This window comes from Streptomyces sp. NBC_01431 (assembly GCF_036231355.1).
Taxonomy (GTDB): Bacteria; Actinomycetota; Actinomycetes; order Streptomycetales; family Streptomycetaceae; genus Streptomyces.
This window is the reverse complement of record NZ_CP109496.1, coordinates 171636-198265: the sequence shown is the minus strand read 5'-3', so window position 1 is coordinate 198265 and position 26630 is coordinate 171636. Positions and strand designations below refer to the sequence as shown.

Below are 26630 nucleotides of genomic sequence, written 5' to 3'. Positions count from 1 at the left end.
GTAGGTCGGCATGCGTTCCCCTGTTGCCGTGCGGAGAGGGTTCAGTACTTGTCGAGGGCTGACGGCGGCCCGACCTGGCTGCCAACACCCACGTCGGTTCTCTGCCACAGGGAGTTGGTACTGCGCAGGGCGCCCTTCTCCGAACCGAGCCTGTTCATCAGGTTTTTGACCTGCCCATCCCAGGCCTCGTGTGCCTTGGCGAGTGCGGCTGAAGCCAGCCAGCCGTGACCGTTCCTCGCCCCGAACTCCCTGACCACTGTTGAGGTCTGCTCGTCAGCCCAGGCGCCTGATGCACGGGTATCCGGCTCGATGTGCTGCTCGATTGCCTGCGCTGCCGCCGCCTTCTGAGCCGGACTCGACGCAAAGTCTTTTCGGCCCCCGGCCGACCCTGATGGAAAAGTCGCCCCGCCCGCGTCGGCCGGCATCTGGTTGAGCTCCACACCCACGGGACGGCCTGTCGGCGTGCTGTCCGTTGCTGCCGGCTCAGTACCTGCCATGAACCGCACACCTCCCCGTAGCAAACGACCGATGAAACGACGCGGCGACACTACCAAGCGATCTTGCGTGATCAGGGCAGGGGTACTGCCTTCCTACTCGCCGCCGGCCACGCGGAATCAGACGCCCGGAGGACGCCCGCCGACGAGACAGACCGTCCTTCGAAGCCATGGGCGGCAACACCGAAATGTATGGGGTACTTGTCAGTCTCCTTGGCCTCGCGGCACAGAGCCCTGCCTCAACAGCCTGAAGATGCGGCCCTGCCGTGGCAGGGTGGACGGATCTTCGTTGCCTCCGGCTCCGGGGTGAGGTTCCCCCGAGATGCGGAGGATGGTGACAGGGGGTCAGATGGGGCTCATGAGAGGACCTTTGACCATGGCCGCCCCCAGAAAGTACTCGCTGGAGTTGCGTGAGCGTGCGGTGTGGATGTACCGCGCCACCGAGCCGAAGCCCCAGATCAAGAAGCGGGCAGGCGATCTCGGCGTGCATCCGGAGGCCCTGCGCGGCTGGATCCGGCAGGCCGAGGCCGACGCCGGCGAGCGCGACGACCGGCTGACCACCGGCGAACGTGCTGAGCTCGCGGCGCTGCGGAAGGAGAACCTCCAGCTCAAGCGGGCCAATGAGGTACTGCGGACGGCGTCCGCTTTTTTCGCGGCCCAGCTCGATCCGACCCGGCCCAGGTGACGGCGCTTCTCGACGCGCACCCTCACCTGGGGGTCGAGCCCGTCCTTCGGGAACTGTCCATCGCCTCCTCCACCTACTACCGCCGGCGTCGTGCCGAGCGCGAGCCATGCGAGCGCGTGCGCCGCGACGCCGAACTCACCGAGCAGATCAAGGAGATCCACGCCGAAGCCGGCGGCGTCTACGGATCCCCGCGTGTGCACGCCGTACTGAAACGCGCGGGCGTCCACGTGGGCCGCAAGCGGGTCGAGCGCCTGATGCGCCAGGCCGACATCGCGGGCATCAGCCCGCGCCGCACGGGCTTCACACGCCGCGACCCGAAGGCCACCCTCGCCCCGGACCTGGTGGAGCGCGACTTCACCGCGCCCGCGCCGAACCGGCTGTGGGTCACCGACCTGACGATGATCTCGACCGGCGAGGGACCCTTGTGGCTGTCCGCGACCCGGGACGCGTTCTCGCGTCGGGTGGTGGCCTGGGAGACGTCCGCCCACGCGGACGCCGACCTGGTCCTGACCACGCTGGAATACGCGCTCGCCTCCCGAGAGGTAGAGCCAGGACAGTTGATTCACCATGCCGATCACGGCTGCCAGTACACGTCCGTGAAGCTGACAACTCGACTCCTACGGGCGGGAGTTCAGGCATCCATGGGTTCGGTCGGCGACTCGTATGACAACGCCCTCGCGGAGAACCTCTGGATGCTCATCAAAACCGAGTGCATCCGCGGACGCGCCTTCACCACCCGCGCCGAGGCCAACCTCGCGCTCTTCGAGTACATCGACGGCTTCTACAACTCCCGGCGCATCCAAAAACGGCTCGGCTACCTCAGCCCCGTCGAGTTCGAGGAGAAGCACTACGCCGACCAGGCAACGACCAAACGAACGAACCTGAAACCCCGTCAACCCGCACTGGCCAGCTGATCAGCCCCCCCACACGCCGGGGGAACCTCAATTTGGTGATGAGCGTGCTCGTCCTTCTCCTCAGGAACTGCGTTTCCGGTGGTGGGCAAGTGATCGTACGGCCCGGATGAGCTGGGCCGGACTTTGTTGCGGCCCTGAAGCCAGGCATGATCGCCTCGGCTGATGGGGGAACACGGATCCGATCCCTGCGTCGAGCAGACCACGCTGGACCAGGCGCTCGACCGCGTACCGCCCCTGTCCTCGGCGACGCGCTCGTGGCTGCGCTGCTCAACGGCCTCGGCTACCTCGCCGTGCCGCGCGAGCGCTACCCCTCGGCCAAGCGGTGGGATCGGGTCACGCGGTGTACGGAACCGACGGATTCGGTCAAGCCCTGGCGAACACCACCGAGCGCGCCCTTCTCGCCGCACTGAGCGGCGAACAGGCCGCGGCGTGGGGCTCCACCTGTACGCGAGCGGTGACCGCGGCGTTGTATACCCGCGACTCGGCAGCGGGCGACTGGTGGCTTTCATGGCAGCTTCACCGGCCGTGAGCACCCCCACCGGAGCGGGACGTACGCGCCTTCCTCGAAGTGACGGCGGCCAACGAACTCGACGTGCTGGCCCACAACGCCGAGCTGGCCGACCGCTACGGACCCGCCCTGCACAAGCTGTTCACCGCCGCGTGCGGACCTTCTCTCCACCGCGGCGTGAGGCGCCTGCGTGCGGCAGCCCGGACGGTACGCCCCCGACGCGGGGCCGTCGATCCGGATCACCGCCTTGGACCACCTGGTACGGACCGTCGCCGACATCGAACGAACCATCGGCTCCTGCGAACGCATCCTGGGCATGTATCCGGTCACATTCGGCGAAGGCCCGCCGCGCTGTTCTTCGGCACCAGCAAGATCAACCTCCGCCGGGTCGACCACGAACTTCGCCCACACGCCACGCGCCCCACCCCCGGGCAGTGCCGACCTGTGCCTGCTCACCGACACCCCGCATGACCAGATCCTGGCCACTCTCGCCGCCCACGGAGTGACCGCGGAAGACGGCCCCGTAGCGCGCACCGGCGCTCAAGGCCTCATTACCAGCAGATACTTGCGCGATCCGGATGGAAACCTGGTCGAGATCAGCACGTACGACCCCCGCCGCGCAACATTGGCTGGTGCCGCATCAGGTGGCGCTCCCATGAAGTGGGGTCCTGCCTGTCGGCGGCTTGCGGCCTGAAGCTGTCCTCCTTTTCAAGCTTTTCGGGAGGGCTGCGGGAATGGACCCCGACCCGACGAACAGGACCTGACCATGCTGACGCTGTTGCGGTTGGGGGCTGAGTGAAAGGCCGGAGACCTGGCAGAAAGGCTTGGCACGAGCATGCGCACCGTACGATGTGATGCCGCGCCGGCTGCCGCGACACCTCGGGGCGAGGTCTGTCGCGGCGGTGCGACGACGCAGTCGGCGAGGCAGGATCTGGTCGAGCTTTGAGCCCGGGACGGGCATTAACGGTGTATCTGAGCCGACTCAGCCGCTGGGTGGGCGCGGCGGCTACCGTCGGCGTGATCGCCGAAGCGGTGGCGGCGGACGATCGGCTCCGGTTCCCGGCTCCGGTACGTCGGCCGGCACGGCCCCGTGTGTCGACCCGCCTGGTCGAGCCGTACCGCCACTGCCCGCGCGCCGGACCGTGGTACCTCGTGGCCTTCGGTGCCGACCGGGACGACTGGCGCCTCTTCCGGCTGGAGCCGATTACCGACATCTCCCCAGCGGCGGGCGCCTATCGGCCCACGGCTTCCCCGATGAGTCCATCGAACACTGGTTGACCACCGACTTCAGCCGGGCCACCCCCAGGCAGTTGACCTGCCCAACTCCCGTGCGACGTAAGCGACATGGGTGACAGCTCCCTGATCCCCACCCAACGCCCCCCGCCGCACAGGACGCCGAATTCGGACAGATGTGACACTTACGGCGCCTTGATGCCCGCCGCCTCCTACCAGGCGTAGGGGCGCCTATCGCCGCCTCGTGGCGGGGGAGTGGCCACCGGGATCCGGCCAGCGGTACTCGTCCCCGTTTGCCCGCATGCGGCAGGCTTCGAGGTGCAAGGTTCAGCACGCTTTTCATCCAGTAAGCGAGGAATCGTATGCAGTTCATCGTCCGTACGGCTGCGGCCAGGACGGCCGCCAGCGCGGCTGCCGCCAAGGCCGGCAGTCAGACGGCGGCCAAGTCGCATCCCATTCACGGAAAGGACGACGTGCCCGTCAGCTACGGCACGAGCCTGCTCGCCGCCGCGCGCGACGAGTTCCGGCACACGGATCGTAACCTTCCGCCGAAGCAGAAGAAGTCCGGCATGTCGATCCCGCACTACAACGCCATCCACAGTGCGGCGCAGACGATGGGTATCGACCGCTGGTGAGGTCGTAGGCGTCTTGCGTCAAGGGCTGCCGATCCCGGTCGGCGGACCGGCCTCAGATGCCGCGCGCCTGCTCGAAGCGGGCGCGCGCCTCCATGAGGTCCACGATCGGGTCGGGGGAGTCGAACCCGGCCCGGTCCGTCGCCTTCAGTCTCCAGGGTTCGTGGCTGAACTTCCCCTCCGGGCCCGCGAGTTCGGGCACCCAGCGGCTCACGTAGGTGCCGTACGGGTCGAAGCGCTTGCCCTGGACCACCGGTTGAGGACCCGGTTCGGTGCCGGTCCCGGCCACGCACTGCCAGTTGAGCACTCGACTCGTCGAAACGAACCGGCGCGCCAGTCGTCCCTGTGGGCCACGCTGGCGCACGCCGAACCATCTCCGGCAGCGCTACCGAGCAGTGCGCCGGCGTCGCCACGGCACTTGTGCGGCGACCTCATCTCCACGCGCACATCCGCACGCCGCTGACTCTGGCCGGCGAGTGGGACGTCTGCACGGAGCAAGCCCGAGCTGCCGTGACAGCGGCCTGGCGCCCGGCGGTACCCCACCTCGGCGAGCCCGCGGTACTCACCGCAAAGCGTCACTGCCGCACGTTCTCCACATCCGCTTCATCCGGTTGCCCATGGTTGCCCATGGTTGCCCATGGTTGCGCCGGTCAGGAAGTCGCTACGCACGTCAGGAGTGGCTGGCCCGCACCGGACAGTGACGTGCAAGCAGCCATCGATGTGAACAGCCCGGAGATCGACCTCCCCGCAGTCTGCGAGGTAAGCCGACAGCGCCCGTCCGTTCGGCTTCGCGCGCTCAGACGCCGCGCCTGGAGTACTCAAAGGCCAGCACACGCAGTGCGTCAGGCACCGATGGCCGCGCGGAGTTGCGCAGGACCTGGGTGCCCTTGGCAATCGCCGCATCAGCGGTCAGAATCTCCAGTGAGACAAAGGCCCGGGTGAACGCTCGGTGTTCCGGTGGTACGAAAGCCACCAGCTTGCGGCTGTTGTTCAGATCCAGCCGTGCCTGCTCCAACACTTCCTGGAGCAACGCTCGGGTTCCTGCCGTGTCCCGTCCGTGCTCAAGGTCCTCGCGGGAGACGCCGTGTTTCTTGAGGGTCTCTTCAGGGAGCCCAAGTCGGCCTTCGCTCAGGTCCTCAGCGAGGTCACATACGAAGTCGAGACGCTGGCTGCCGTCGATGTAGGACCGGCAGGAACGGTGGACCTCACCCGCGTCGGCGTCCGGAGCCAGGAGCAGGCAGGCTACGAGCATGAACGCCGGCAGTGAGTAGCCGTCGACGTAGCGCTGGTAGTCCGCCTCGGCTGCGAAGCCTGAAAAGTTCCGGTCCATCGGCGCTCCGGCGAGGAACTGCTCAACCGGCTTTCGCAGTTGCGGGTACGCCGCGATGGTGTGCAGAACGGGGCGGAGGACCGGGTCGGTGCTCTCGCCCGTCGTCAGGCCCCTTCGGACCTCCTCCTCCCACGCGGCGTACGAGTCACTGGACGGCCCTGTCGCGGGGGTGGCATCAAGGAGGGCGTCGGTGTGGTGCATGAACGCAACCGCAGCGACAACGTGCGGAACGAGAACCGGCGGGAGCAGCAGCCGTATTGCCACGTAAGTGTGCCGTCGATAGCCCGAGACGAGCGCACCTTGCTGGGTGTAGTCCTGGCGTAGCGAGGGGCTGTCGACGCCTGCTGCTGTAAGGGCTTTGTTCCATGTTTGCATACGGACGGGCTCCCGGTGAGTGGTGGTGGCATTCTGAGCCTAAAGGGCTTTGCACAAGGCCGTGTTCGGGCAGGCCGGGGTGTGCGAGCACGGTCCTCTGGTCATGATGTGTGGGCGAGGTTATGCAGGTGGGCGACGGCCCGTGGTGGAGGCCGTTGCCGTGCTGTCGGCAGTCGCGGAGGATCTTGTAATTCTTCATCCGGCCGATCACATGCTCCACCCGCGCTCGGACCTTGCGGTGCGCGGCATTGTCTGCTTCCTCGCCCGGGAGCGGCCGTCGGGGGCGTTTTCGGTGCGGCACGACCATCCCGCAGTTGACGTAGGCACCATCGCCGAGAATGGTCACGTCCTGACAGCGCTCGGCCAGAGCGGAGGCGCGCCAGGCGTGGGCGTCCGCGGTGGTGCCCGGCACCGGACGGGCGGTCGCGACCACGAGACGTGTCTCGGCACCCACGATGACCTGGAGGTTCGCGGAGAACCGGTAGTTGCGGCTGGACGCACCGACTTGCCGGTCAGGGGCCGGGATGAGGGTGCCGTCCGCAATCCACAACCGGTCAGCGGCATCGGTCGGAGGGGAGAGGGGCTCCAGCGCGAGCATTGGTCCGAGCCTTTGGATCACCTGGCAGACGGTGGAGGAGGAGACGCCGAACAGCGGCCCCAGCTGCCGCGTAGTCAGGCTCGTCCGGTACTACGCCGCGACGATCAGCACCCGCTCCGCCAGCGGCAGACGCCACGGTCGGCCCCGCATCGTGTCGTCGCCGCCCCGCTCCCGCACCACCTTCAACAGTCGCGCGAACTGCGCCACCCGCAGCCCCGTGGCCACCCACACCCGTTCAGTACCCAACACCTCAGCCATACACCGGAGATGCCGAGTTCACGGCCTTGTGCAACACCCTTTGGAGGTTGTCCCGTAAGCCCTGCCCAGGGATGGGATGATCTTGGTGCGGGTGGGTTGATCACGGCGTCGGAGCGGGCTGGATCGGACTGCTCTCGGGGCTGAGTGAGCGGTAGTTCCGCAAGCTGGTTATCGTGCGGCGTCGAGGTGGCGGAGCGCCGACCGGCGGGAGTGGGCGCTGCCGCTCTTGGGGACTGGATTCTATTGGTGGCCGCCTACGGGCGAGCGGATTGACGATGCGACAGATCGGTCCGTTGTTCGGGGTCTCGAAGTCGGACGCGGACCGGGACATCGACCACATCGCGCCCTACCTCGCGCTCGCCCCGCCCGCCGCCGGCATCCGGTGGGCACCGTGCTCATCGTGGACGCAACGACCTGCCCGACGAATGACGCCACGAACGCCGACAGCCAGTGCCCAGAACAGGAGAGGAAAAGCAGCGACCCGTTCCATGCCGCCCATGCCGAGACCGAGGTAGTTGTGGGAGAGAAACAGTCCGAAGGCGGTGATCGCTGTGACTCCCAGCAGGCTGGTGCCCCACCGCAGGGGGGTCGGTACGGGTTCTGCCAGGGCGAACCCCGCCATGGCGAGACCGATGTTGCCTGCTGCCATGATGAGGAGGGCGCCCAGGACATGTTGGTTCTCATTGACGTCCGCAGGTGCCAATCCGGCCAGCACGAATCCCACGCCGGCACACGCGAGCAGCAGGCGGGCCATGGCAACGGCCCGTCCTCTGCGCCACAGGACACCACCGGTCAGCGCGACGCCAACAACAAGCAGCACTCCCAGGACGACGAATGAAGCATTCATCAAGCCGTGCTCGGGGGAACAGATATACCGCGGCTCAGGATCTGGCTGCAGAGCGCAGTGAGCGTTGCCCAAATCGCTGATGTTGTTCCCCGCCCAGCTATACGGTCTGGCCCAAGCCGACTCGGCAATCCAGTGGATGACGAAGAACTGCACCATGCCCACGATCCATGCCGAGTACCCGATCCGGACTCTCACTTGTCCACCTTCCGTCACGCGAACCACGTGCGTACAGCCGATCAGGTGGGGCCGGACTCAGGCACTCCGGGGAGCCCCCGGGAACAGGGTGGGGCAGGCCCTACTGCGGCGGGGAATAGGAGTTCGCGGAACGAGGCTAGAGCGCTTCACTGCGGCCGGACCCCGGTGAACGGGTACGTTCTCCCGCGCACGGCGCGGCTTTCCGGCTCGGATCGTGAAGGTGACGGCAAGATCGAGTCATGGGGTCGCCCGAGCAGCGAACGCCAAGGCGTATGGCCCTACACCGGGCCGTTGCACGACGCAGAATTCGATCATCTGGTCTCGTCGGAGCTTGGCGGCGACTCCGATTCGGCGTGCGTACCGCATTCCGGAGCGCCCGGCTCCTTCGGTGGACGCCTGGCGGCGGCACGAAGTCCTGGACGATTGGGGGTGTCAGCAGACCATGCGGTCTGCTGACACCCCGGCGGCGGGCATGCTGCCGATCAATAGTCCGTCGTGGCCACGGAGTAGTTCGTGGAGCTGGAACCGGCAAGGTCGCTCAACGCCCTGTTGAGGTCGACGAGGTCCAGCTCTGAGAGGCATCCGTCCGTGCCGGCGCGCTGCCCCCAGTTGTTCCAGTACCCGGCCGGGCAGGACATGTTCTTGCACGGGTAGCCGGACACATGGCCACAGCCTTTGATCATGCCTACCGCGGTGAGGGTGCTCCAGCCGTCGGTGGACGTATATGCGGGACCACCGCTATCACCGTGGCCGGCGGCAACTCCGCCGTAGTATGAGTGCGTCGCGAGCAACGCTCCGGTCCCGGCGTAGCTGTCGACGACCACGTCACAGATGCCATTGCCGGTGAAGGCGCCGGATGCGCACAGCCACTCACCCGGGTACGGAGAGCCCGTACCGGACACGGGCGTGTACGACTGTTGCGGCGGCTGGCTGTCCTGGTCGATGCCGGGGCCGTACCACACATACTGGTCGGAGCCCGTGCTGATCAGCTGCACATCGTCGGTCGTGCTCAGCGCAACTGTGCGGCCGATGTACGCGCTGGCGGTGCCGTGCACCATGTTGTCGCCAGTGTAGAAATCGTCCCAGCCGCAGTGCGCCGCCGTCAGCAGGAACCGGCGCCCTGCTCCTCCGTTGACCGACGAGGAGTCACGGATGCCGAACCCGCTGGTGCACATTCCGTTCTTTGCGTTTGCATCACCCATCACGAGCAGCTGGCCGCCGTTGTAGTGCGGGGTCGGGGCGCCCCGCGAATCGAAGTCCTGCGAAGCCATGTCGTTGACGCTGTGGACGACCAGGTGGACCGATCCCCGAAGGCTCGGCACGGAAGCCACCACCGCGGGGTCAGCGACCGCGGCCGGTGCCAGCCCACTGCCGGCTACATCGACATCCATGCCACTGGCGTCGTTCTTCATGACCGCATCAACCACGTGAGCGCTACCTGACCGGGCCGTTTTGTATTTGAGCGCTTCGAGTCGCTTGGTCTCGTGCCGTAGCTGGGTCATGGTGTAGGCGGCTCTATCCACCTTCACCGAGAGCCCTTGAGCCGAGGCGCTGCGCACCAGGCCTGCCACTTGCGCCGGCACCACGCCGTTCCAGTACAGATGCAGGGAGTGCTGCGCGGGATCGATGGTCGCGCTTCCGAAGCCGGATATCGCGGTGTCGGGTATGGCGCGCAGCGTGTCTGCCAGCTTGAGCAACGGCTGCTGCGCCTTGTATATCGCCTGAGTGCCACCGGGCAGTGTCGCCCCGATGCCCGGGTGGCTCGAGCCCGAAGTTGGCGCGGATGCGAAAGACCACGCGGGCCCCCCGATCGCCGCCGTCACCGCGAGAACCGATGCGGCGGTCACCGCCACGAAAGTCATCCTTTTCAACCTTGTCCCCCTATATCAGCCTTTGATGATCTGATGTCGATCGCCTGGATGGCACCGCTGGTAGCGGGGCCCGGTGTGGCCAGGCGAGTAGAGCGTCGTCGCTGCTGTTCGCAGCCGTTTGAGGCGTGAGTGTTGCCGGTCGGCGTCGTGCTGGCCGATCCCGGCCGCCAAGTCGCGGTTCGCTCCGCTGAAGGGCGGCCTTGGACTAATCCGGGGCCGCCTTCGGGGATGCCTGGTCCCAATAGTGGGGATGCGTCACGTGTTCGGTAGCCCCTGACAGGGATCTGACAACATCGAACACCGAGGGGGACACCAGTGAGTGAGACCGAGCCGGGCGCAGCAGTCGTAGCGGCACGCCGGGCAGCGGTGGCGGACTTCGCCGCCGCTCTTCGCCAACTGCGCCTGGAAGCGGGCAAGCCCTCGTTCCGGGCGATGGCCGGGGCCACGGGGGCGATATCCCACACCACCTTGCACGAGGCGACATCGGGTTCCCGGCTGCCGTCCTGGCCCACCACCAGGGTCTATGTCCAGGCCTGCGGCGGCCGCGAAGCCGAGTGGCACCAACGTTGGATGGCTGCCGCGAACGCCGTGTCCGTTTCGGAGACGGCCGACCTGGGAGCAGATGCCGGCCAGCGCCCCACACGGCTCCCGAACGTGCCCCCTGACTCGCAAGAGTCCGAGGGCGGGATCACGTCCGCCACTGGCGGTCCTTCGGACACCACCGCTCGGACCCCCGGCAGCACCCCACCCGAGCCGAGACACGATCAGCCGGCCACGCCCGAACACCCGGCGCGCCAGCGCCACTCCCGAACGCACGCGCTGACGCGTGCGGTGGGCGCACTCATCGGCGTCGGAGCGGAGCCGGGCCACTCCAGCCCCCCAAAGTCCTCAGTGCCTGCTGCTACGGCCGCGCAGCGATGTCCGAGCCACTCGCCGCGGCGCTACCGTGTCCTCACCCATCTGGTCGCGCTGATACTCGGCGCCGCGATCGGAGCCGGAACGGTGCTCGCCACCTATGAGGCGACAGTCACGGCGACGGACCCGGCACCGGGCGCGCCCGGCTATGTCGCCCGCATCGCCTCGGCGACCGGGACCGCGTCCGCGACGTCGACGAAACTGGCGGTCGGGCACGCGGTCGCCGCGGGCGACACCCTCGTGGTGCCGATGATGCTCACCAACACCCACACCGGGACGGTCAGTGCGACCGACAGCCGGGGCAACACCTACACCACGGCAGCGGAGCAGACCGACGGGGGCGCCGGCGACCGCATCCTGATTCTCACCGCGACCGCGGTCAAGGCACTGTCGACCTCGGACTCGATCACCGTCGGCTATCCCTCCACGGGCGAGCAGCACCTGACCGTGGAGGAGTTGACGAACGTCAAGGCGGTCGACCAGCACGCCGCCGCGACCGGCGCCGCCGGTACCAGTTTCAACTCCGGATCAACGCCGGCCACCACCGCCAACTTCGAGCTGGTATTCGGTGTCGCCGGCGTTCAGGGCGGCACTGCGGCGACCTGGTCGAGCGGATTCACCGCCCTGCCAACGCTGTTCGTCTCCCACGACCAGCTGGCCACCGGGTACAAGATGGTCACCGCTACCGGCACCTACGCGGCCGCCGGCAGTTGCGATCATCAGTGGATGGCCGCAGTTGCCGCCTTCGTGCCCTCCGCACCGCCTCTGTGATGCCAGGCATACGGCTTTCAGCTCGGTGCGTCAGCTTCTTTCAGCGGTGCGGGGCGGGGTGATGCTGGTCCGTGGACTGGGCGCGCTCGGACACAGCCTCCCCGGCCCGGGGCCCGGCCCCTCAGGCGCAGTGTGCGGCTCCGGGTGGCGTCGCCGGACGTACTAGTACTGCAACGGTGCTTGTGGTGACGGGTGGATAGTTTCTGGTGGTGTGTGGCCGCGTCGTTTGTGGTGGCTGAGGCGGGCCTGGTACTGCCTTTTCCGGCGCCAGTGGGACCAGTGCAGGACGTGCTCGACGGAGGCGGGCCGGCGGTGGGCGAGGCGGTTGGTCAGGCGTCGGATCTCGGCGAGGCTGAGGTGGATGAGTGGGGAGGATCCGTTTCTGCTTTCTCCGTGTCGAGTGCGCGGGCCCGCAGGGCGGTCAGGGCGGCGTGGGCGGCCATGGCCAGGGTCATGTGGCGGTGCCAGCCGGGATAGCGGCGGACCTGGTAGTCGTCCAGGCCGCACTCCTGCTTCGCGCTCTGGAAGCACTCCTCCACCGCCCACCGGCTGCCCGCGACATGGATCAGTTCGTCCAGCGTGGTGTCGGCGGGGCAGTAGGCGATGTAGTACGAGATCTCCTCGGGCCGGCGGATGCTGCGGCGGGCGATCACCCAGTGCCGGCGGTCCTCACGGTGCCAGGGCCGGACCTCGACGCGGGCCCAGTCGTAGATCCGCGGGCCGTGTACCCCCTGGCCGCATGAGCGTCGTTTCCACTTCTGCCGGGGCAGGTTCGGGAACAGGTCGTGGACGGGGTGGTCGATGGACCAGCGGGTGACGACGGTGTCGTGCCGGGTGGTGGCCATGACGTGGAAGACATCGGCCTGTTCCAGCTCGAAGCGCCACCCCTTGCTGTAGCCGTAGGCGGCATCCGCCGTCACCCACCCGAACGGGACCTTGTCCGCAATCGCCCGGCGGACCATCGCCTTGGCCATCTCCACCTTCGTGGCGAAGGCGACGCTGTCGTCGATGCCGGCCTGCCGGCCCCTTTCCCGGTCGTCGGTCCACGACGTGGGCAGGTACAAACGGCGGTCGATCAGTGTGCGTCCGCGGGCGGTGGCGTAGGCGAGGAACACACCGATCTGGCTGTTCTCCGTGCGTCCGGCGGTGCCCGAGTACTGCCGTTGCACTCCGGCCGAGCGGATGCCCTTCTTCAGGAACCCGGTGTCATCGGTGATCAGAACGGCATCCCGGTCCCCGAGGTGTTCAACCACGTATTCGCGCACGTCGTCCAGGACCTCGTCGGCGTCCCACTCGATCCGGTTCAGCAGCCGGTGGATCCGGTCAGGACCCGCATGGCCGGCTTCCTCCGCGAGCGTCCAGCCGTTCTTCCGCTCCAGCGGAGCAATCAGCCCCCGCATATAGGCGAGCGCCGACTGACGCGGCTCCTCCCGGCTGAACCGGTGCACGAACCGCCCGTGCACCGCACCCAGTTCCCCAGCCCACAACCCGACATCAGCAAGATCCCCACCCATAACCACCAACGACCGACCTGCCCACCCGTCACACAAAACACCGTTGCAGTACTAGGTCGGTGGCTGCTCTGGTGCAGGCCAGACACACTCACCTCCATTCCCCACCGCGGCGATGGCATCGGTAGGTCCGCCCTGCTGCGAGCCGACGAGGGAGGGCTTGGTTGGATGCCCGCATGACGGATTGGTCGCAGTTGCAGCACGCGTACGGCACCGCCGAGGACATCCCGGCCTTGTTCGAACGGCTTGGCACCGAGCCGAACGACGAGGCCTGGAGTGACCTGGGGTCACGGCTGTGCCATCAAGGCAGTGTCTACACAGCGAGCTTCGCTGCCCTCGCGCTGCTTGCCGGTTTGGGAAGCGAGGCAGGTAAGGGCGGCGACAACGCCCTGCTCCTGGCCGGAGCGATCGTCGCTGCTGCCGATGACGAGACCCGCGACCGGCACGGCGCCTCAATCGAGCGACTACGGACTCTGGCCCAGGCTCGGATCCGCCGCCCCGCGGAGCCCGCCTTCTACATCTATCTACTGCAGACCGTGATGGCACTTGGCGGTGTCCCCGTCTGGTCCTCGGCCCTAGAGGGCTTGGCCGACGGGACCATCGATGTGTTCTGCCCCGAATGCGAGATGGGGGTGTTCGTCTCCATCGGTGAGGCCGGCTACTTCTCCGCCGTCGGAGATTGGGAGCCTGGCGATCCGGAGGGCCCGCCGCTTCGCGCCGCCGAGCCGAACGACTTGTCGGGGCCTGTCCGCATGCTCTATGACGCGGCCAGCGAGGCCGGGGTCGACACCATCGCGCTCGCCCTCACCTATCTGTTCGGCAGGGGAAGGTGCGGCGAGTGCGGCGCCGAGTTCTCGATCGCCGAGCAAGTGGCCGAGCAGTACTGAGTCGCCCGCGAGCAAGCCGGCCGGTAATTGGTGGACGACTCTCTGCATGAGCACGTGGGTGGGGGTTCGCGACAGTCGCGGTGGACATGAGTGCTGATCTTGGTGGGCAGTCTGATCTTGCTTCGTGCACGACGACGCGGTGTGCACGATGGAGGTAGCGAGTGCTCATCGTCGACGCCGACGTCGTCCTGGTGGAACGCCGGCTGCGGGCTGGTGAGTTGGCGTGCCCGTCGTGCGGGGCGTCTCTCGCGCCGTGGGGGCACGGCCGGCCGCGGGAAGTCCGTGGTGATCTCGGGGCACGGTTGTTCGTACGTCCTCGTCGTTCGCGTTGTACCGGCTGCGAGGTCACGCACGTGCTGCTGCCGGAGATGGTGTGGCCGCGGCGGACGGATGCGGCCGAGGTGATCGGGGCTGGGCTGGAGATAGCGGCCCTGGGCATGGGGCATCGCCAGGTCGCCGCCCGCTTGGGGCTGGCGGAGGACACCGTCCGCGGCTGGATCCGCCGCTTCCGCCGCAGGTCGGAGGCCGTTCGCCGATACTTCACGGTGACGCTCGTCGCGCTCGCGGACGATCCCGTGATGCCCGAGCCCGCCGGGACGCCCCTGGGGGACGCCGTCTCGGTCGTTGTCGCGGCTCATCGGACAGCGGCCGTGATGTGGCCGGAGATGAACACGGTGTCGCGGTGGGCGTTCGCCGGCCGGGCGATAGACGGCCGGGTGCTGACCTGCACTCCTTCAGTTAATTGATCAACACGGACCGCCCCTGGGCGGTGATCGGAGGCGCCGGAAGTCTTGATCGTGTCCGTCCCCGACCGGGGCGGACTGTGATCGAGATGCGAGGAGAGTCCGCGCATGGCATCGAGCGAGGACGAGGACCGCCGCCGGGCCGAGAAGGCCCGGCAGGTCGGTCTGTTCCGCTATTCCCTGATCCAGGACCTGCTGGACGCGAGCCTGACGACCCGTGAACGCGGCCGTCTGGCACGGGAGTTGGCGGAGAAAGAACACACCGATCCGTTCGGCCGGCAGGTGAAGGTGTCGAGGGGAACGATCGACCGGTGGACGCGGGACTACCGCGGCGGCGGGTTCGCCGCGCTGGTTCCCGAGCCGCGCAAGATGGTTCCCCGGACGCCGCCGGAGGTGCTGGAGCTGGCGGCCGCGCTGAAGCGGGAGAACCCTGGCCGGACGGCCGCGCAGATCCAGCGGATCCTGCGGACCACGCAGGGCTGGTCGCCGACCGAGCGCACGCTGCAGCGGCACTTCGTCAACGCCGGACTGACCGGCACCGGCGGCGAGACGAGCGTGTTCGGCCGGTTCGAGGCAACCCGCGGCAACGAGTTGTGGACCGGGGATGCCCTGCACGGGCCGAAGATCGGCGGCCGCAAGACGTACTTGTTCGCCTTCATCGACGACCATTCCCGGGCGATCGTGGGGCACCGGTTCGGGTTCGCCGAGGACACCGTCCGCCTCGCCGCCGCCCTGCGGCCGGCGTTGTCGGCCCGCGGGGTCCCGGAGTCGATCTATGTCGACAACGGGTCCGCGTTCGTGGACACGTGGCTGTTGCGGGCCTGCGCTTCATTGGCGATCCGGCTGACCCACTCCCGCCCGGAACGGCCGCAGGGCCGCGGCAAAATCGAACGGTTCTTCCGCACCGTCCGTGACCAGTTCCTCGTCGAACTGGACGAGGAACGTGTCGGTCAGATCGAGCATCTCACCGAGCTGAACAGGCTTTTCATCGCCTGGGTGGAGACGGTTTATCACCGCGCGGTGCACTCGGAGACCGGGCAGCCGCCGATCGAACGCTGGCTTTCTTCGATTCCCAAGCCGCTGCCGCTGCCGTCCACGGCGGATCTGCGGGAGGCGTTCTTGTGGTCGGAGTTCCGCACCGTGACGAAGACCTCGACGGTCAGTCTGCACGGCATTCTCTGAACTGCCGATCTGGCGAGATTCGCGGTGTTTGTCCCATGGTTCAGTGCCAATGCCCGGCCGCGCAGGTGACGGCCTGTGCGACCAGGGCCGTGTTGACGCTGTCGAGTTCGGTCAGGGCCTAAGCACGACGCCTGCCGGGAGCCCAAACACCAGGGCGATAGCCCTGGAGCTCTCCCCTTCGGTAGACGAATGACGACTTCATGAATGCGTCATGAGCTTGCGCCTTCCATCCTTTGTGCATAGCGGCCCCGACCACGGCTGGGTGTGCACCGTCAGGCACTCGGAATACCAGCCATGCCCGGGGTGGCTCCATGCCCCACAGCATGAACTCACCGCCCGTGACATCGGTGGTCAAGAGCGCCGCGCAAGTCGCAAAGCTTGGCAACTGGCCGTCGCCCTCGCCTAGCAGAAAGGTGCGCAGATCGGCGCTCGCCTGGCTGGCGGTGTCGAACGTTTTGAAGTTCTCGGCACGGGAGAAGCCGTTAGCGAAAACTTGCGAGTACTCCCTTGGCCCCCGCTCCCTGGCCTCCCACGGGCCCGGAACCTGAACCCAGGTCCACTTTTCCATGCTGCCTCCCTTGGAACGCTCCCGGACCGGCCCTGACATGTCGTCATCTGATCCTGTTCAGTGCCACGACCCCTGTCAACGTCACGTCCTCGTTCACCAGGCCGACCAGCTCATCCTCCCCACGCCAAATTGCTGGCCGACAGTCTCACTACCCCAAGCGATGTTCGAGGGTCTGTACCGTCAACGGTGGATCTTCGAACAGGAAGTAACACCTGATGACAGACGTGATCGTCTCGGCTGAGGCCGTCGAGGAAGTGCAGCCTGCCGGGGCACCGGATGCTCTGGATGACCAGTTGATCAGTCAGCTGGTGGACCGGGCGAAGGCCGACGGGATCAAGCTGACCGGCCAGGGCGGGCTGCTGCAGCAGCTGACGAAGAAGATCCTCAAGTCGGCCCTCGAAGGCGAGATCACCGACCACCTCGGTCACGAGAAGCACGAGAAGACCACCAGTGGCAACACCCGCAACGGCATCCGGTCCAAGACCGTCCTCACCGAGGTCGGACCGGTCGCCATCGACGTGCCGAGGGACCGGGAGGGCACCTTCGAGCCGCAGATCGTGAAGAAGCGGCAGCGCCGGCTGACCGGCGTCGACGAGATGGTGCTCTCACTGTCCGCCCGAGGGCTCACCCACGGCGAGATATCCGCCCATCTCGCCGAGGTCTACGGTGCCGAGGTCTCCAAGACCACGATCTCCACGATCACCGACAAGGTGCTCGATGGCATGCACGAATGGCAGAACCGGCCTCTTCCCATTCCTCCTCAGTGGGCAGACGGTATTCCTCGCCGGGACGCTGGCTTCGGCGGCGGGCGATGAAGGCTCGGTGGCCGTTGATGACTTCTTCTGGGTAGACGGCCTTGTAGCCCATGGTGGTGTTGACATCGCGGTGGCCGGCGACGAGCTGCGCGATGTGCGGCGGCATCCCGTGCATGATCGCGTCGGTGATGAACAGGCGGCGGAAGTCGTGGGGGGTGAACCGCAGCGGGGACCCGCTGGCGTCGGTCAGTCGGGTGTCAGCCAGGGTGTTGTTGAGGAGGCTGCGGATGACGGTGGGGTTGATCGGCCGGTCTTCCAGTCGCCAGTGCCACTGGAACAGCAGTGGCATGGGAGGGTTCCAGACCTTCTCGTTGTAGTCGTAGGCCGTCACCAGGGGGATGGCGCCGTCGGATGTACGGACTCTGGTGATGATCGCGGCCAGGACGTCGGCCAGCTCCGGGGAGATGACCAGGAGGCGCTCGGCATCGGTCTTGCTGGGGGCGATCTGCAGCAGCGGGACGAGCTCACGGGTGGAGGGAAGCCGGTACTGGATCAGACTGTGATGGGAAAGTTCAGTCAGTTCCTCGACGCGGATCCCGGTCAGCCGAAGGACCTCAACGGCAGCCCATGCCCAGAAGGCCCGTCGCTCTTCGGCCTTCGCGTCGCGGCGCCGGCCCGCAGTGGGGTCCTCGACCCACAGGTGGCTGCCGGATTCTGTCAGACGCCCTGGCCGACGCAGAACTTCACCCGCGGCGGTGAACTCTTGTCCGGGTTCGCTGGCCACTGCCGCGGCCAGCAGTTGGGCGGCGAGGTGACGCCGCTTCTCGGCTGCGGCGATCAGGGTGGGCAGGACGGGGAGACGTTCGCGGGTGCGCTGGTCCATCCGCGATTTGCGGGCAGCGGCGGTCTTGCTGCAGGCGCTGGTCAGCTCGCCGTCCCGGATGGGGCAGACCGCGACCCACGGTCCCCAGCGGGAGGGGTCATCGGCAGCCCACTGGGCTATGTCCAGGTAGAACGCGCGGACAGTGCCCATGTCCTGGATCGCGGACAATCGCGGGGCGTCACGCTTGACAACTCCGTCGTCCTCGACTGTCCGGGTCGTCTTCACCGATATGCGCTGCTTCCATGCAGCGGCCACGTCGGTGGGCAGGCGCAACGAGTCGATGTCCGGGTGGTGCAGTTCCAGGTCGCGCCAGAACAGCTTGCCCAGCACGTAGGACAGTCGCAGCACCGTGTTGTAGTCCGAGCTGACCTGGAGCTCCCGCAGGTAGTCGACAAGCAGGTCCCGGATCGGGCCGCACTCGATGCCGTAGCGGTCGACCATCTCCTCGATGCTCATCTGCCCGAAGACGTGGAAGGCTCGCGTGGTGACCGGCGCGTTGTCCGGGAAGTGACCGAGGGATCGCACCAGTTGGTAGAAGAACGAGCTGCGGTATCCGCGGTCGCGTCCGTTCGCGCGGGCGACCTCGGCTGAGAGCTGCACCATCTCCAGGCAGTCCCCGACGGTGATGTCGCGTGCGCTGCCGCCCTTCGCCGCCATGATCATGGCGACCCGGGCGAGCGCGACCTGCCGGGCGGCCTCGCCCACCGCCAGCTTGTGGCAGGTAGCGGTGAGCGCGGCGAACCCCTCCGGGTCGCGGGTGCGGGCCATCCCGGCGGCCAGGTTCTTCGGCGATGGCGTGGACAGCAGCCAGCCAAGACTGGGGCGTATGACATCGGCGCAGATCAGGACCCCCAGGCCCTTGGAGCAGCGGTGCTGAAGGCTGCGGCGAGCCGTGTCGGTGCGGCCCTGCGCGGCTGGTGCCGCGGCGAGCACCCGCCAGTCGGTGCTCCCCTCGGCGCCGGAGGCGTTCCATCGTTGCTGCCAGGACTTCCCCGGCAGAGTGGCCAGCCAGTCCAGCACGCTGCATGTGCCTCGCCGTACCTCGGCCTGGTAGCTGGGGCTGTCGGCCGCGAACGGTGCTGCGAGCACCCGGGCCAGCACGCGGCCTCGTGAGGCTGCGGTCGCCTCCCACCGGGCTTGGCTCTTCCGCGGAGGGAACTGCTTGCGCAGCACGAACAGGTCACGCCGCTCGGAGCGGCGCCCTCCTCCGTCGCCTTCGACGACGGTTGCGGCCCCAGCGGACACGGACGCCCCGGTCACGACGAAGCGCCCGGAAACAGAGTGTTGAGGGACTCCGACCGGTATTCCGGAGCGTGGGTGACGGGTCCCGACGGCCCTGCGGCCCGTCGGGCATAGTGGGCCATCACGCTCGCGATCGTCTCCTCGACAGGGGCGGAGGTATATATCTGAGTCATGGTCAACTGGGCGTGTCCCAAGACCCACTGCACGTCGGTGAGCGGCATCTCCGGGTCGCGAGCCATCTGATACGCCGCCGTATGGCGGAGGTCATGAAGCGACCAGTTCGCCCCCAACACCTCGTTGACGCGGGTGAACATCGCCCGAGCGGCCTGGTACGTCAGCGCGCGAAACGGCTGGCGCCGAGTCCACCACAGCGGATCGTCGCGGCCGGTCGGGACCTGTCCATGGAGGTCGGCCTGATACAGCCGCAGCCACACGAACGCATCCGGCGAGGCCGGCAGCTGCTGCAGTGCCCTGGTGCCCTTGCGGATCACCGTGATCAGCTGGGAGCCGATATCGAGATCTCCGCAGCGCACACCCAGCAGCTCTGAGGCCCGCGCGCCGGTCGACACGAAGAACGACACGAGGGATCCGCGATGCGATACGAGCCTGGCGAACAGTTCGTTGAACTTTTCATCCGGGATGCAGCGAGGCGGCCGGACGGGGAGCCTGGGCCGATACCGGCCAACTCGCTCATGTCGTTGGGTCTGCATCGGATTGCGGTGGGCGCCGGCCCTCCCTGCACGTCGGTCGCGGGCCAGCGGGAAGGGGTTGATGATCGGGCCGGATCCAGCATCCAGGTGGAATTCGTAGAAGCCGCGCAGCACGCTCTCGCCGTGCGCTGCCGTTGTCGATGCGTACTTCGGCCCGGGTGACGACTTGCCCGTGACCGGGTTCGGCCTGGCCGGTGACAGCACGGTCGGTGCAGGTGAAGGACTGTCTGTCTCGCGGCGCCAGTGCCTTGTCGACGGTTTGCCGCCGATCTGCACCCAGCGGCAGAAGTCCCGAGCCTCCACCCGCGTCGCCTGCTCCCACGGGACATCGACCGCCCACAGGAAGCGGAACCACCGCAGGAGGTCCATGCCATACGAGCGCTGCGTCGACATGCTCCGCCCGGCCGCTTGGAGGTCCTTCAGGTACTCGGCGACCGCGGCGACGGCGCGGCGGTTCGGGTCGACGAGCCGATACGGAGCGAACGGGTCGTTGGTCTCCTCCAGACGACCTATTCGTGCGACAACGAGCCGGGCAAGGTCATGCCCTGATTCAACTGATCCAGACATGGCTGAGGACCATAGAGCACAGCAGCCCTGAAGTGCGAAGATACGCCCGGTAGTTCAGTCAACAGGGAACTCCTACGAGGTCGACCCGTCGCTGGCCGGGATGAGGATCGAGCTGGTCTTCGACCCGTTCGACCTGACCGACATCGAGGTGAGGTCCTCGGGCAGGCCCTGGGCAAGGCGGTCCCGCACCACGTCGGCCGTCATGCCCACCCCAAGGCGAGCCCGGAGACGTCGACCGGGATCGACTACCTCAAGATCCTCGACGAGGCCCACACCGCGAACACCGCGAAGGGCATCAACTACTCGTCCCTGATGAACGATTCGCGGGGCCGGCAGTGAAGCCGTCCCGAGCCGAGGAGTTGTACTTCGACCCCGAGCCCGACCTGTTCATGCTCACGCCCCGCGAGCTGGCCGACCGGGCCCTGGCCCTGGCGGAGGTCTGCTGCCGACGAGCCGAACAGGACGCCGACCCCCTCGACACTCCTGCCGTCCGCACCGCTTTCCGCGCGGTCCGTCTCGCCGTCCGGCTCGCGGCACGGGCCGCAGCCGACACCTCGGCCGAACTGGCCGCCGTCCAGGCAGAGTTCTGCCCCTGCCCCAGGAGGACTCCTTGATCGACCGCGTCCAGGGCTACTACGGATTCACCCGCGTCCCCTTCGGCCGCGACCTGGCCCCTTCGATGCTCCACCAGCACAATTCCCACCGAGAGGCCGCAGCCCGCATCGCCTGGTGCATCAACAACAAGGCGATCGGCGTGGTCACCGGCGAGGTCGGCGCCGGCAAGACCGGCGCCCTCAAGGGCGCCGTCGCCTCGCTGGACCCGGCCCGCTTCACCGTGATCTACCAGCCCAATCCGGAGGTCGGGATGCGCGGCCTCTATGACCGCATCGTCACCAGCCTGGGCGGCACCCCGAAATACCAGTCCGTCGCTCTCGCAGCTCAGGCGTCCGCCGCGCTGGCCGCCGAGGTCGACGAGCGCGGCCGCACCCCCGCCGTCGTCATCGACGAGTCGCACCTTCTCGATCACCAGGAGCTGGACGCGATCCGCATGCTCGCCAACTACGACATGGACTCCACGACGCCGTTCGCGGTGCTGCTGATCGGCCAGCCCACCCTGCGGAAACGGATGAAGCACGGCGTCCTGGCGGCCCTGGACCAGCGGATCTCGATCAGCTACCAGATGCCCACGATGACGAAGGAGGAGACCGCCAGCTACATCAAGCACCATCTGACGATCGCCGGCCGGTCGGACCCGCTGTTCTCCGACGACGCCGTCGACCTGATCCACCTCACCAGCCGCGGCCTGCCCCGCTCGGTCAACAACATCGCCCTGCAGTCCCTCATCGCCGCCGTCGCCGACGAGAAGAGCATCGTCGACGAGTCCTCCACCCGCCTCGCCATCACCGAGACACACGCGACAGAGTGACCACGAAAACGACACCGTGACCACGAAGACCCCGGCGGCCTGACGGCCGCCGGGGTCGTTTCATCCCACTCCGTCGACAACCAGCACGTCGCCCTCATGTACATCTTCAGCGTCGCTCAACACCCGGTCCACAGACGAAGTACACGGTTCAGCCTCAACCCGCAGCAGGCAGTTGCCAATACCGCTATACAGCGGACAAACAGCCCCTCCCAGATGTGACGTGCACGCCAGGCTCGCTCAACCCGAAGGTCACCCCAGTGACGCTGAAGACCACAATCTGCCAGTCCGGATACACCTCAACGATCCGGCCGCCCGCCAGCATCACGGATCCGGAGAAGAGGGCGAACGCCAAGTCCTACGGCTACACCGGCAGCCTGCATGATGCCGAAGAGGACCACCTCATCAGCCTGGAACTCGGCGGCGACCCCAACGACCCCCACAACCTCTGGGTCGAACCGCCGTCACCAGGACACAAGGCGGGCGCCGGCCCCAACAACCCGAAGGACAGCGTCGAGTCCAAACTGCACACGGCGATCTGCTCCGGCAAGGCCTCGCTGGCCGCGGCGCAGAACGCGATCGCGACGGACTGGACGACCGCACTGGCCAGGCTCGGTCTCACGTAGGGGATGGGCGCCCTTGTCGGGCCCGGCAGGGGGCAGCGGTGTGGCGGCCTGCTATAGAAGGCTGCTGAAAATCTTGTTGTTGGGGCTGTCCGGCCGTAGGCCGGGCGACCCTTTTAGCTATGCGGTGGCCGGGGTGAGGTGCCAAGTGGTGCCGGTTCGGGTGAGTCCGAGGTTGATCAGTCGGCGGAGGTTGAGGGCGGCGGCGCGGTGGTGGAGCCAGATGTTGTTGGCGATGATGCCGCGGTGCGGGACGCGGCGGTTGCCCTTGGCGACCAGCCAGGCGATGGCGCGTTCGACCGGGGGCCGCCATCTGCGGTATTCGGCCTGCCAGGCCGGGTCGGCCGCCTCTCGACGGGCGGCGGTCAGCAATGCGTGCTGGGGATGGACATTGAGGGTGCGTCCGGTCTTGGAGGTGGTGCAGCGCCCGCGCAGGGGGCAGTCGGTGCAGAGCCGCTTGAACTGGGCGGTGCGGGCCCCGTCGGCTTTGACCTGGCCGAGGTTGGCGGTGTGTCCGGCCGGGCAGGTCGCGGTGCCGGCCGCTGGGTCGATGCGGAAGTCGTCGATGGTGAAGCCGCCGGGAACCACCTGCCGCAGCGGCGGTGGCTTGATGACCAGGATGTGGCCCTCGGCCTGCAGCTGTTCACGCAGCTCGCCGGTCCCGTAGGCGGAGTCGCCGAGCACGGTTAATTCGCCGTCCTCCCCGTCCAGCAGATCACGGGCAACGGCCGCTTCGTGGTTGCCGGGACCATAGCCGCCGGTGACAGCAACGGCGGTGAACAGCCCGCTCTCCGGCTCGAAGGAGACGTGTCCTTTGAAGCCGTCCTGGTGGCGGGTGCGGTTTTTATGGATGTGCCGGGCGTCGGGATCGACGGTGGACGCCGTCCGGTCGGGCGCGGTGCGCTGGGCGATGCGCCAGCGTCCGTCGCGTCCGTCGGAGTCCTCGGCTGGTTCCACGTCCTGCCCGGCGACCAGGGCCAGCAGGCCCACCGCGTTCGCGGCCTTCTCGCCCAGCTCGCGCTCGGGCAGATGCCCGAGCAGGTTGAGGGCGTCGGTGACCAGCGCATCGACCAGCGCGGCGCGCGCCTGCTCGTCGTTCCAGGCGATCTTCGGTTTGCCCGGGTCGGTGTAGTCGTGCGCGCAGCAGTGCTCTGCGGCCACCTCCTGGGCTCCGGGGACATCGCGGATCACCCGGCGGATGGCGGAGATGATCTGGGTGACGGTGTCCTGGGTGGCCACCGCGTCATCGAGGACGGTGGAGTCCAGCGCCCGCCGCTGCCTGCCCTTGAGCACCCCGGTCGCGGCCACAACTTCCTTGACCTTGGTGAAGATCCGCATCGGATCGGCCGAGTGGCGCAGCCGGCGCCGGAAGTACGTCAGCAGCGACGGATCGAATGCCATGTCGTACAAGCCCAGTCCGCAGGCCGCTTTCCACCGCAGATCACACCGCAGTTCCTGGACCGTCTCGAAGTCCGACAGCCCCTGCAGGCTCTGCAGCACCACCGTCGCGGCCAGGACCTGCGGCGGCATACTCGGACGGCCGTTGGACGAGGGATACATGTCGGCGAACATCGACGGCGGGAACAGTGCCTCCCGGTGCTCGGCCAGAAACGCGAACACGCTCCCGGCCGGGATCAACTCCCGGCAGGCCTCCCACACATCCGGCCCGGCCATCTCCCCGGCCCATTCCCCCTGCATGCCTACAAGACTGGCCCCGGCCCTGCCGGGCCGGGGCCAGAACCCGCAACATTTTCAGTGATCTTCTAGGCGGAACCGTCCGCGGGCCACAGTCTGAGCAGCCACTCCTCCACGCCATGGGGCGTGGCCTCGCCTGCCGCGTGCCGTATGCGCGTAGCTTCCCGGCCGAGGCACCACACCGCGAGGGTGTACGGTCCGCGGGGCACGCTGAGGCGGTGGGGTCCCGGAAGCCGGGAGGCACCGGACGACAGGCCGATCTGGCCGCCGTCGATTTCCAGGTGTACCTCGGCGTCGAGCTCCCAGTTCCGCCCGGGCGGGGCCGGGCGGGCGGACCAGTGTTCCAGCGTCACCCGTGGATAGTGGTGCGAGAGTGTACTGCTGAAGATCGCGGAACCGTACGCGCTCGTCACCAGTTCCCCGTCGGGAACGGGTGGTTCGTCGTCCTCGTCGAGGGCGAGGAGGGAGCCGATGTCGTCCAGGCGGAACATGTTTCGCTCAGCGAGGACCTCGCCTTCAGCGGAGGCGATCAAGGTCGGTCGGGGCAAGCTGTCGGGGCTCATGGCGGGACTCTTCCCGGAATCGGTGGCAGGCCGTCGGTGCACGGTGCGATGGTGCCCGGAGACTGCTGCGGGCACCATCGCACACGGTCGGAATCCTCGGCGCCGGAAGGCTCGGAGAGCCTAGAAGCCGACGTCGACGAAGAAGGGATCGTTCACCTTGTCGGTGTCGTCCCCGATGATCCTGCGATAACTGTAGAAGGCGTTCATGACACCTCCGCCGGAGGAGTTGTCGGCCCCGGGAATCGCCTCAACTGAGAAGTTGTCGTCGAGTGTCGCCCCTTCAAGAGTGCTGGCGAAGGGGAACTCGTCGCATTCCAGGCCATTTGACGGGTATCCCGGCCAGTAGAACTGACAGGTCGGAATGGCCACGTCTCGATGGGAATTGATGAGGCTCGCGTTCGTGGTCCTGTGCAGCGGGCTGGTGCCGGGCTTGCCCGGAATCACCTTTCCGGATTTCTCGGGGAGCGTCTGGTCGGTGTGGTACAGCGCTGTGAGAATGTGCTGCGCCGCCGTCTTCGACTGCTGGACGGAGAACTGCATGGTCTCGGTGACCCACGGGAAGACGCAGCCCACGCTCGCGTTGGTGTTGACGATGTAGGTGGCCGAATCGCAGCGGAACTGGCTCTTCGGCCCGTCTGCGTGATCAGGTTCGGCGTCGTCCACCTTGAAGTGCCAACTCAGGGAAGCGTAGCTGAGCTTGTCCGGCCCCCAGCCCGCGGATTCCGGCTGGGTGAAGTCGTAGAACCGGCTGGCGGTGCCGCCATTCTCGTGGGACATCTCCCCCAGCGTGGCGGTGTACGGGCCGGAGAAGACCCCCGGCTGGCAGGCTCCAGAATTCCGTTCCGCATCGCACGCCACGTTGGAACTCATCACCTGGCTGTTCATCTTGCGCCAGACGAACCAGTTGTTGAAGACCTGGAGCACGTCGGCGACGCGGCCCACGTTCTGGGTGTACTGAATGTCCGTGACATCGACGTCCGCCGCGCCGGTGACACGACAGCCGATATCCCAGAACCAGCAGTCGATCCGCAGGAAATGGAGTCCGTGCGCCTGGCAGGAGACGAAGCGTGACTTACCCCAGCCTTGGCCCGAGAAGGCCGCATCGTGCTTGCGGCATTCGTCGACCGTCATATCGTCCTGTCCGGCGGGCGCTGCGGAGAGGGCGGGGGTGTTCGAGGAGTGCCGCGGTACCCCCTTGCCAGTATGCGGCGCGAGTGCGGCGAGCTGATCGAACGTCATGCTGCCTGCCGGGCCGCCCAGGGCGCCGGTCGGCTTGTTGTCCACGGTGAGCACGGTGGTGCTGTAGTCAGGCCGCTTCGATGTGGCCGCGCCGGAGTCGGCCGCAGCGATCTGGCGGGCGGTCCGACCGGCTACCGCCCGGGCGGCGGCGTCGGCGGCGGCCCGGGCGGACTGCGGATGGGGCGAGGGCGCCGTGGCGTTTGCGCTCTGGGCGGCGCCCAGAGCCACGGGGACCACGAGCGCCATGGCGCTCAGGAGCGTGACGAGTCGTGTCCTGGACGGCCTGGCCGGGCGTGGCGTTCGCTCGGCTCTGGCTCGAATGGCAAGTCGCCTTAATAACGAACGCTTTGACGTTGGGCGTATCACAAGCGGTTCTCCTTCTGGACCTGCCTGCCGCCCGTGCCCCCCGGAAG

21 protein-coding genes and 6 pseudogenes are annotated in these 26630 nt (G+C 67.5%); 14 read left to right on the top strand and 13 right to left on the bottom strand.

The genetic code is table 11. The annotated features are described in order from the left end of the window. Positions 1 to 41 precede the first annotated feature (41 nt). Entirely contained in the window at positions 42 to 497 is a 456-nt protein-coding gene (locus OG522_RS01060; protein WP_329461004.1) for a hypothetical protein, read from the bottom strand. Positions 498 to 870: 373 nt separating this feature from the next. On the opposite strand from OG522_RS01060, the gene OG522_RS01055 reads away from it, so the two are divergent. The 5 genes from OG522_RS01055 to OG522_RS01040 all read left to right on the top strand — a co-directional run bounded on the left by OG522_RS01055 (position 871) and on the right by OG522_RS01040 (position 4469). Next, complete coding sequence (locus OG522_RS01055; RefSeq protein ID WP_329461003.1) at positions 871 to 1179, top strand: transposase; 309 nt, start codon at positions 871 to 873, stop codon at positions 1177 to 1179. Continuing rightward, a complete protein-coding gene (locus tag OG522_RS01050; RefSeq protein ID WP_329461002.1) occupies positions 1176 to 2093 on the top strand; it encodes an IS3 family transposase in 918 nt (305 codons plus the stop codon). Before OG522_RS01055 ends, OG522_RS01050 begins: the two co-directional genes overlap by 4 nt. Before the next feature lie 698 nt (positions 2094 to 2791). Continuing rightward, positions 2792 to 3295 (top strand): VOC family protein, encoded by a 504-nt coding sequence (locus OG522_RS41140; protein ID WP_443074641.1) that lies wholly within the window; start codon positions 2792 to 2794, stop codon positions 3293 to 3295. A 272-nt stretch (positions 3296 to 3567) separates the two neighbouring features. Next, positions 3568 to 3879, top strand: coding sequence for a WYL domain-containing protein (locus OG522_RS01045; RefSeq protein ID WP_329461001.1), 312 nt, complete (start codon positions 3568 to 3570; stop codon positions 3877 to 3879). 317 nt (positions 3880 to 4196) lie between these two features. Further along, entirely contained in the window at positions 4197 to 4469 is a 273-nt protein-coding gene (locus OG522_RS01040; protein ID WP_329461000.1) for a hypothetical protein, read from the top strand. A gap of 52 nt (positions 4470 to 4521) precedes the next feature. On the opposite strand, the pseudogene OG522_RS01035 reads toward OG522_RS01040, so the two are convergent. The 3 genes and pseudogenes from OG522_RS01035 to OG522_RS01025 form a co-directional block, all read right to left on the bottom strand. Next, positions 4522 to 4770 (bottom strand): annotated as a pseudogene (locus tag OG522_RS01035) (FAD-binding domain-containing protein); the annotation flags it as partial. A 492-nt stretch (positions 4771 to 5262) separates the two neighbouring features. Further along, entirely contained in the window at positions 5263 to 6171 is a 909-nt protein-coding gene (locus tag OG522_RS01030) for a phytoene/squalene synthase family protein (RefSeq protein ID WP_329460999.1), read from the bottom strand. 101 nt (positions 6172 to 6272) lie between these two features. Then, positions 6273 to 7027 (bottom strand): annotated as a pseudogene (locus OG522_RS01025) (transposase family protein). A 96-nt stretch (positions 7028 to 7123) separates the two neighbouring features. Between OG522_RS01025 and OG522_RS41135 the strand changes: the two are divergent. Beyond that, positions 7124 to 7470: pseudogene (locus OG522_RS41135) on the top strand (transposase family protein); the annotation flags it as partial. Positions 7471 to 7523: 53 nt separating this feature from the next. Here OG522_RS41135 and OG522_RS01020 read toward each other — a convergent pair. Together OG522_RS01020 and OG522_RS01015 are read right to left on the bottom strand one after the other, a co-directional pair. Further along, positions 7524 to 8030, bottom strand: a pseudogene (locus OG522_RS01020) (DUF998 domain-containing protein); the annotation flags it as partial. A 521-nt stretch (positions 8031 to 8551) separates the two neighbouring features. Beyond that, a complete protein-coding gene (locus tag OG522_RS01015) occupies positions 8552 to 9922 on the bottom strand; it encodes a hypothetical protein (RefSeq protein WP_329460997.1) in 1371 nt (456 codons plus the stop codon). Positions 9923 to 10255: 333 nt separating this feature from the next. On the opposite strand from OG522_RS01015, the gene OG522_RS01010 reads away from it, so the two are divergent. Then, positions 10256 to 11626: a hypothetical protein gene (locus OG522_RS01010; protein WP_329460996.1), complete on the top strand. Its 1371-nt coding sequence runs from the start codon at positions 10256 to 10258 to the stop codon at positions 11624 to 11626. Positions 11627 to 11955: 329 nt separating this feature from the next. On the opposite strand, the gene OG522_RS01005 is transcribed toward OG522_RS01010, so the two are convergent. Continuing rightward, positions 11956 to 13140 carry an IS701 family transposase gene (locus OG522_RS01005; RefSeq protein WP_329460995.1) on the bottom strand — a complete coding sequence of 395 codons (1185 nt, stop codon included), beginning with the start codon at positions 13138 to 13140 and terminating at the stop codon, positions 11956 to 11958. Positions 13141 to 13301: 161 nt separating this feature from the next. Here OG522_RS01005 and OG522_RS01000 point away from each other — a divergent pair, with 161 nt between their 5' ends. The 4 genes and pseudogenes from OG522_RS01000 to OG522_RS00985 form a co-directional block, all read left to right on the top strand. After that, on the top strand, positions 13302 to 14024 hold the full coding sequence (locus OG522_RS01000; RefSeq protein ID WP_329460994.1) for a hypothetical protein: 723 nt from the start codon (positions 13302 to 13304) through the stop codon (positions 14022 to 14024). 161 nt (positions 14025 to 14185) lie between these two features. Then, positions 14186 to 14770, top strand: coding sequence for a DUF6431 domain-containing protein (locus tag OG522_RS00995; protein ID WP_329460993.1), 585 nt, complete (start codon positions 14186 to 14188; stop codon positions 14768 to 14770). Between the two features lie 105 nt (positions 14771 to 14875). After that, complete coding sequence (locus OG522_RS00990; protein WP_329460992.1) at positions 14876 to 15949, top strand: DDE-type integrase/transposase/recombinase; 1074 nt, start codon at positions 14876 to 14878, stop codon at positions 15947 to 15949. A gap of 792 nt (positions 15950 to 16741) precedes the next feature. Then, positions 16742 to 17266 (top strand): annotated as a pseudogene (locus tag OG522_RS00985) (transposase); the annotation flags it as partial. Here the strand turns inward: OG522_RS00985 and OG522_RS00980 are convergent. The 3 genes from OG522_RS00980 to OG522_RS00970 form a co-directional block, all read right to left on the bottom strand. Continuing rightward, entirely contained in the window at positions 17217 to 18155 is a 939-nt protein-coding gene (locus OG522_RS00980) for a tyrosine-type recombinase/integrase (protein WP_329467435.1), read from the bottom strand. The pseudogene OG522_RS00985 and the gene OG522_RS00980 sit on opposite strands and share 50 nt — an antisense overlap. A 1256-nt stretch (positions 18156 to 19411) precedes the next feature. Beyond that, complete coding sequence (locus OG522_RS00975; RefSeq protein WP_329460991.1) at positions 19412 to 20674, bottom strand: tyrosine-type recombinase/integrase; 1263 nt, start codon at positions 20672 to 20674, stop codon at positions 19412 to 19414. Between the two features lie 72 nt (positions 20675 to 20746). Further along, complete coding sequence (locus OG522_RS00970) at positions 20747 to 20878, bottom strand: hypothetical protein (RefSeq protein WP_329460990.1); 132 nt, start codon at positions 20876 to 20878, stop codon at positions 20747 to 20749. Positions 20879 to 21009: 131 nt separating this feature from the next. Between OG522_RS00970 and OG522_RS00965 the strand changes: the two genes are divergently transcribed. The 3 genes and pseudogenes from OG522_RS00965 to OG522_RS00955 all read left to right on the top strand — a co-directional run. Next, positions 21010 to 21288, top strand: coding sequence for a hypothetical protein (locus tag OG522_RS00965; protein WP_329460989.1), 279 nt, complete (start codon positions 21010 to 21012; stop codon positions 21286 to 21288). Continuing rightward, on the top strand, positions 21285 to 22100 hold the full coding sequence (locus tag OG522_RS00960) for an ExeA family protein (protein WP_329460988.1): 816 nt from the start codon (positions 21285 to 21287) through the stop codon (positions 22098 to 22100). The genes OG522_RS00965 and OG522_RS00960 overlap by 4 nt, the downstream gene beginning before the upstream one ends. A 122-nt stretch (positions 22101 to 22222) precedes the next feature. After that, positions 22223 to 22723: pseudogene (locus OG522_RS00955) on the top strand (hypothetical protein); the annotation flags it as partial. A gap of 117 nt (positions 22724 to 22840) precedes the next feature. Here OG522_RS00955 and OG522_RS00950 read toward each other — a convergent pair. The 3 genes from OG522_RS00950 to OG522_RS00940 all read right to left on the bottom strand — a co-directional run bounded on the left by OG522_RS00950 (position 22841) and on the right by OG522_RS00940 (position 26463). Then, a complete protein-coding gene (locus tag OG522_RS00950) occupies positions 22841 to 24418 on the bottom strand; it encodes an IS1182 family transposase (RefSeq protein WP_329460986.1) in 1578 nt (525 codons plus the stop codon). A 65-nt stretch (positions 24419 to 24483) separates the two neighbouring features. Further along, on the bottom strand, positions 24484 to 24978 hold the full coding sequence (locus OG522_RS00945; protein ID WP_329460985.1) for a hypothetical protein: 495 nt from the start codon (positions 24976 to 24978) through the stop codon (positions 24484 to 24486). A 120-nt stretch (positions 24979 to 25098) separates the two neighbouring features. Then, positions 25099 to 26463 carry a NucA/NucB deoxyribonuclease domain-containing protein gene (locus tag OG522_RS00940; RefSeq protein ID WP_329460984.1) on the bottom strand — a complete coding sequence of 455 codons (1365 nt, stop codon included), beginning with the start codon at positions 26461 to 26463 and terminating at the stop codon, positions 25099 to 25101. Positions 26464 to 26630: the final 167 nt, after the last annotated feature.

Excerpts from the sequence above, each read along its gene's own strand:
- OG522_RS01060 (WP_329461004.1), bottom strand. The coding sequence starts at position 497 with ATGGCAGGTACTGAGCCGGCAGCAACGGACAGCACGCCGACAGGCCGT.
- OG522_RS01055 (WP_329461003.1), top strand. The coding sequence starts at position 871 with ATGGCCGCCCCCAGAAAGTACTCGCTGGAGTTGCGTGAGCGTGCGGTG.
- OG522_RS01040 (WP_329461000.1), top strand. The coding sequence starts at position 4,197 with ATGCAGTTCATCGTCCGTACGGCTGCGGCCAGGACGGCCGCCAGCGCG.
- OG522_RS01030 (WP_329460999.1), bottom strand. The coding sequence starts at position 6,171 with ATGCAAACATGGAACAAAGCCCTTACAGCAGCAGGCGTCGACAGCCCC.
- OG522_RS01005 (WP_329460995.1), bottom strand. The coding sequence starts at position 13,140 with ATGGGTGGGGATCTTGCTGATGTCGGGTTGTGGGCTGGGGAACTGGGT.
- OG522_RS00990 (WP_329460992.1), top strand. The coding sequence starts at position 14,876 with ATGGCATCGAGCGAGGACGAGGACCGCCGCCGGGCCGAGAAGGCCCGG.
- OG522_RS00980 (WP_329467435.1), bottom strand. The coding sequence starts at position 18,155 with ATGGACCAGCGCACCCGCGAACGTCTCCCCGTCCTGCCCACCCTGATC.
- OG522_RS00975 (WP_329460991.1), bottom strand. The coding sequence starts at position 20,674 with ATGTCTGGATCAGTTGAATCAGGGCATGACCTTGCCCGGCTCGTTGTC.
- OG522_RS00970 (WP_329460990.1), bottom strand. The coding sequence starts at position 20,878 with ATGACGGCCGACGTGGTGCGGGACCGCCTTGCCCAGGGCCTGCCCGAG.
- OG522_RS00950 (WP_329460986.1), bottom strand. The coding sequence starts at position 24,418 with ATGCAGGGGGAATGGGCCGGGGAGATGGCCGGGCCGGATGTGTGGGAG.
- OG522_RS00945 (WP_329460985.1), bottom strand. The coding sequence starts at position 24,978 with ATGAGCCCCGACAGCTTGCCCCGACCGACCTTGATCGCCTCCGCTGAA.
- OG522_RS00940 (WP_329460984.1), bottom strand. The coding sequence starts at position 26,463 with ATGGCGCTCGTGGTCCCCGTGGCTCTGGGCGCCGCCCAGAGCGCAAAC.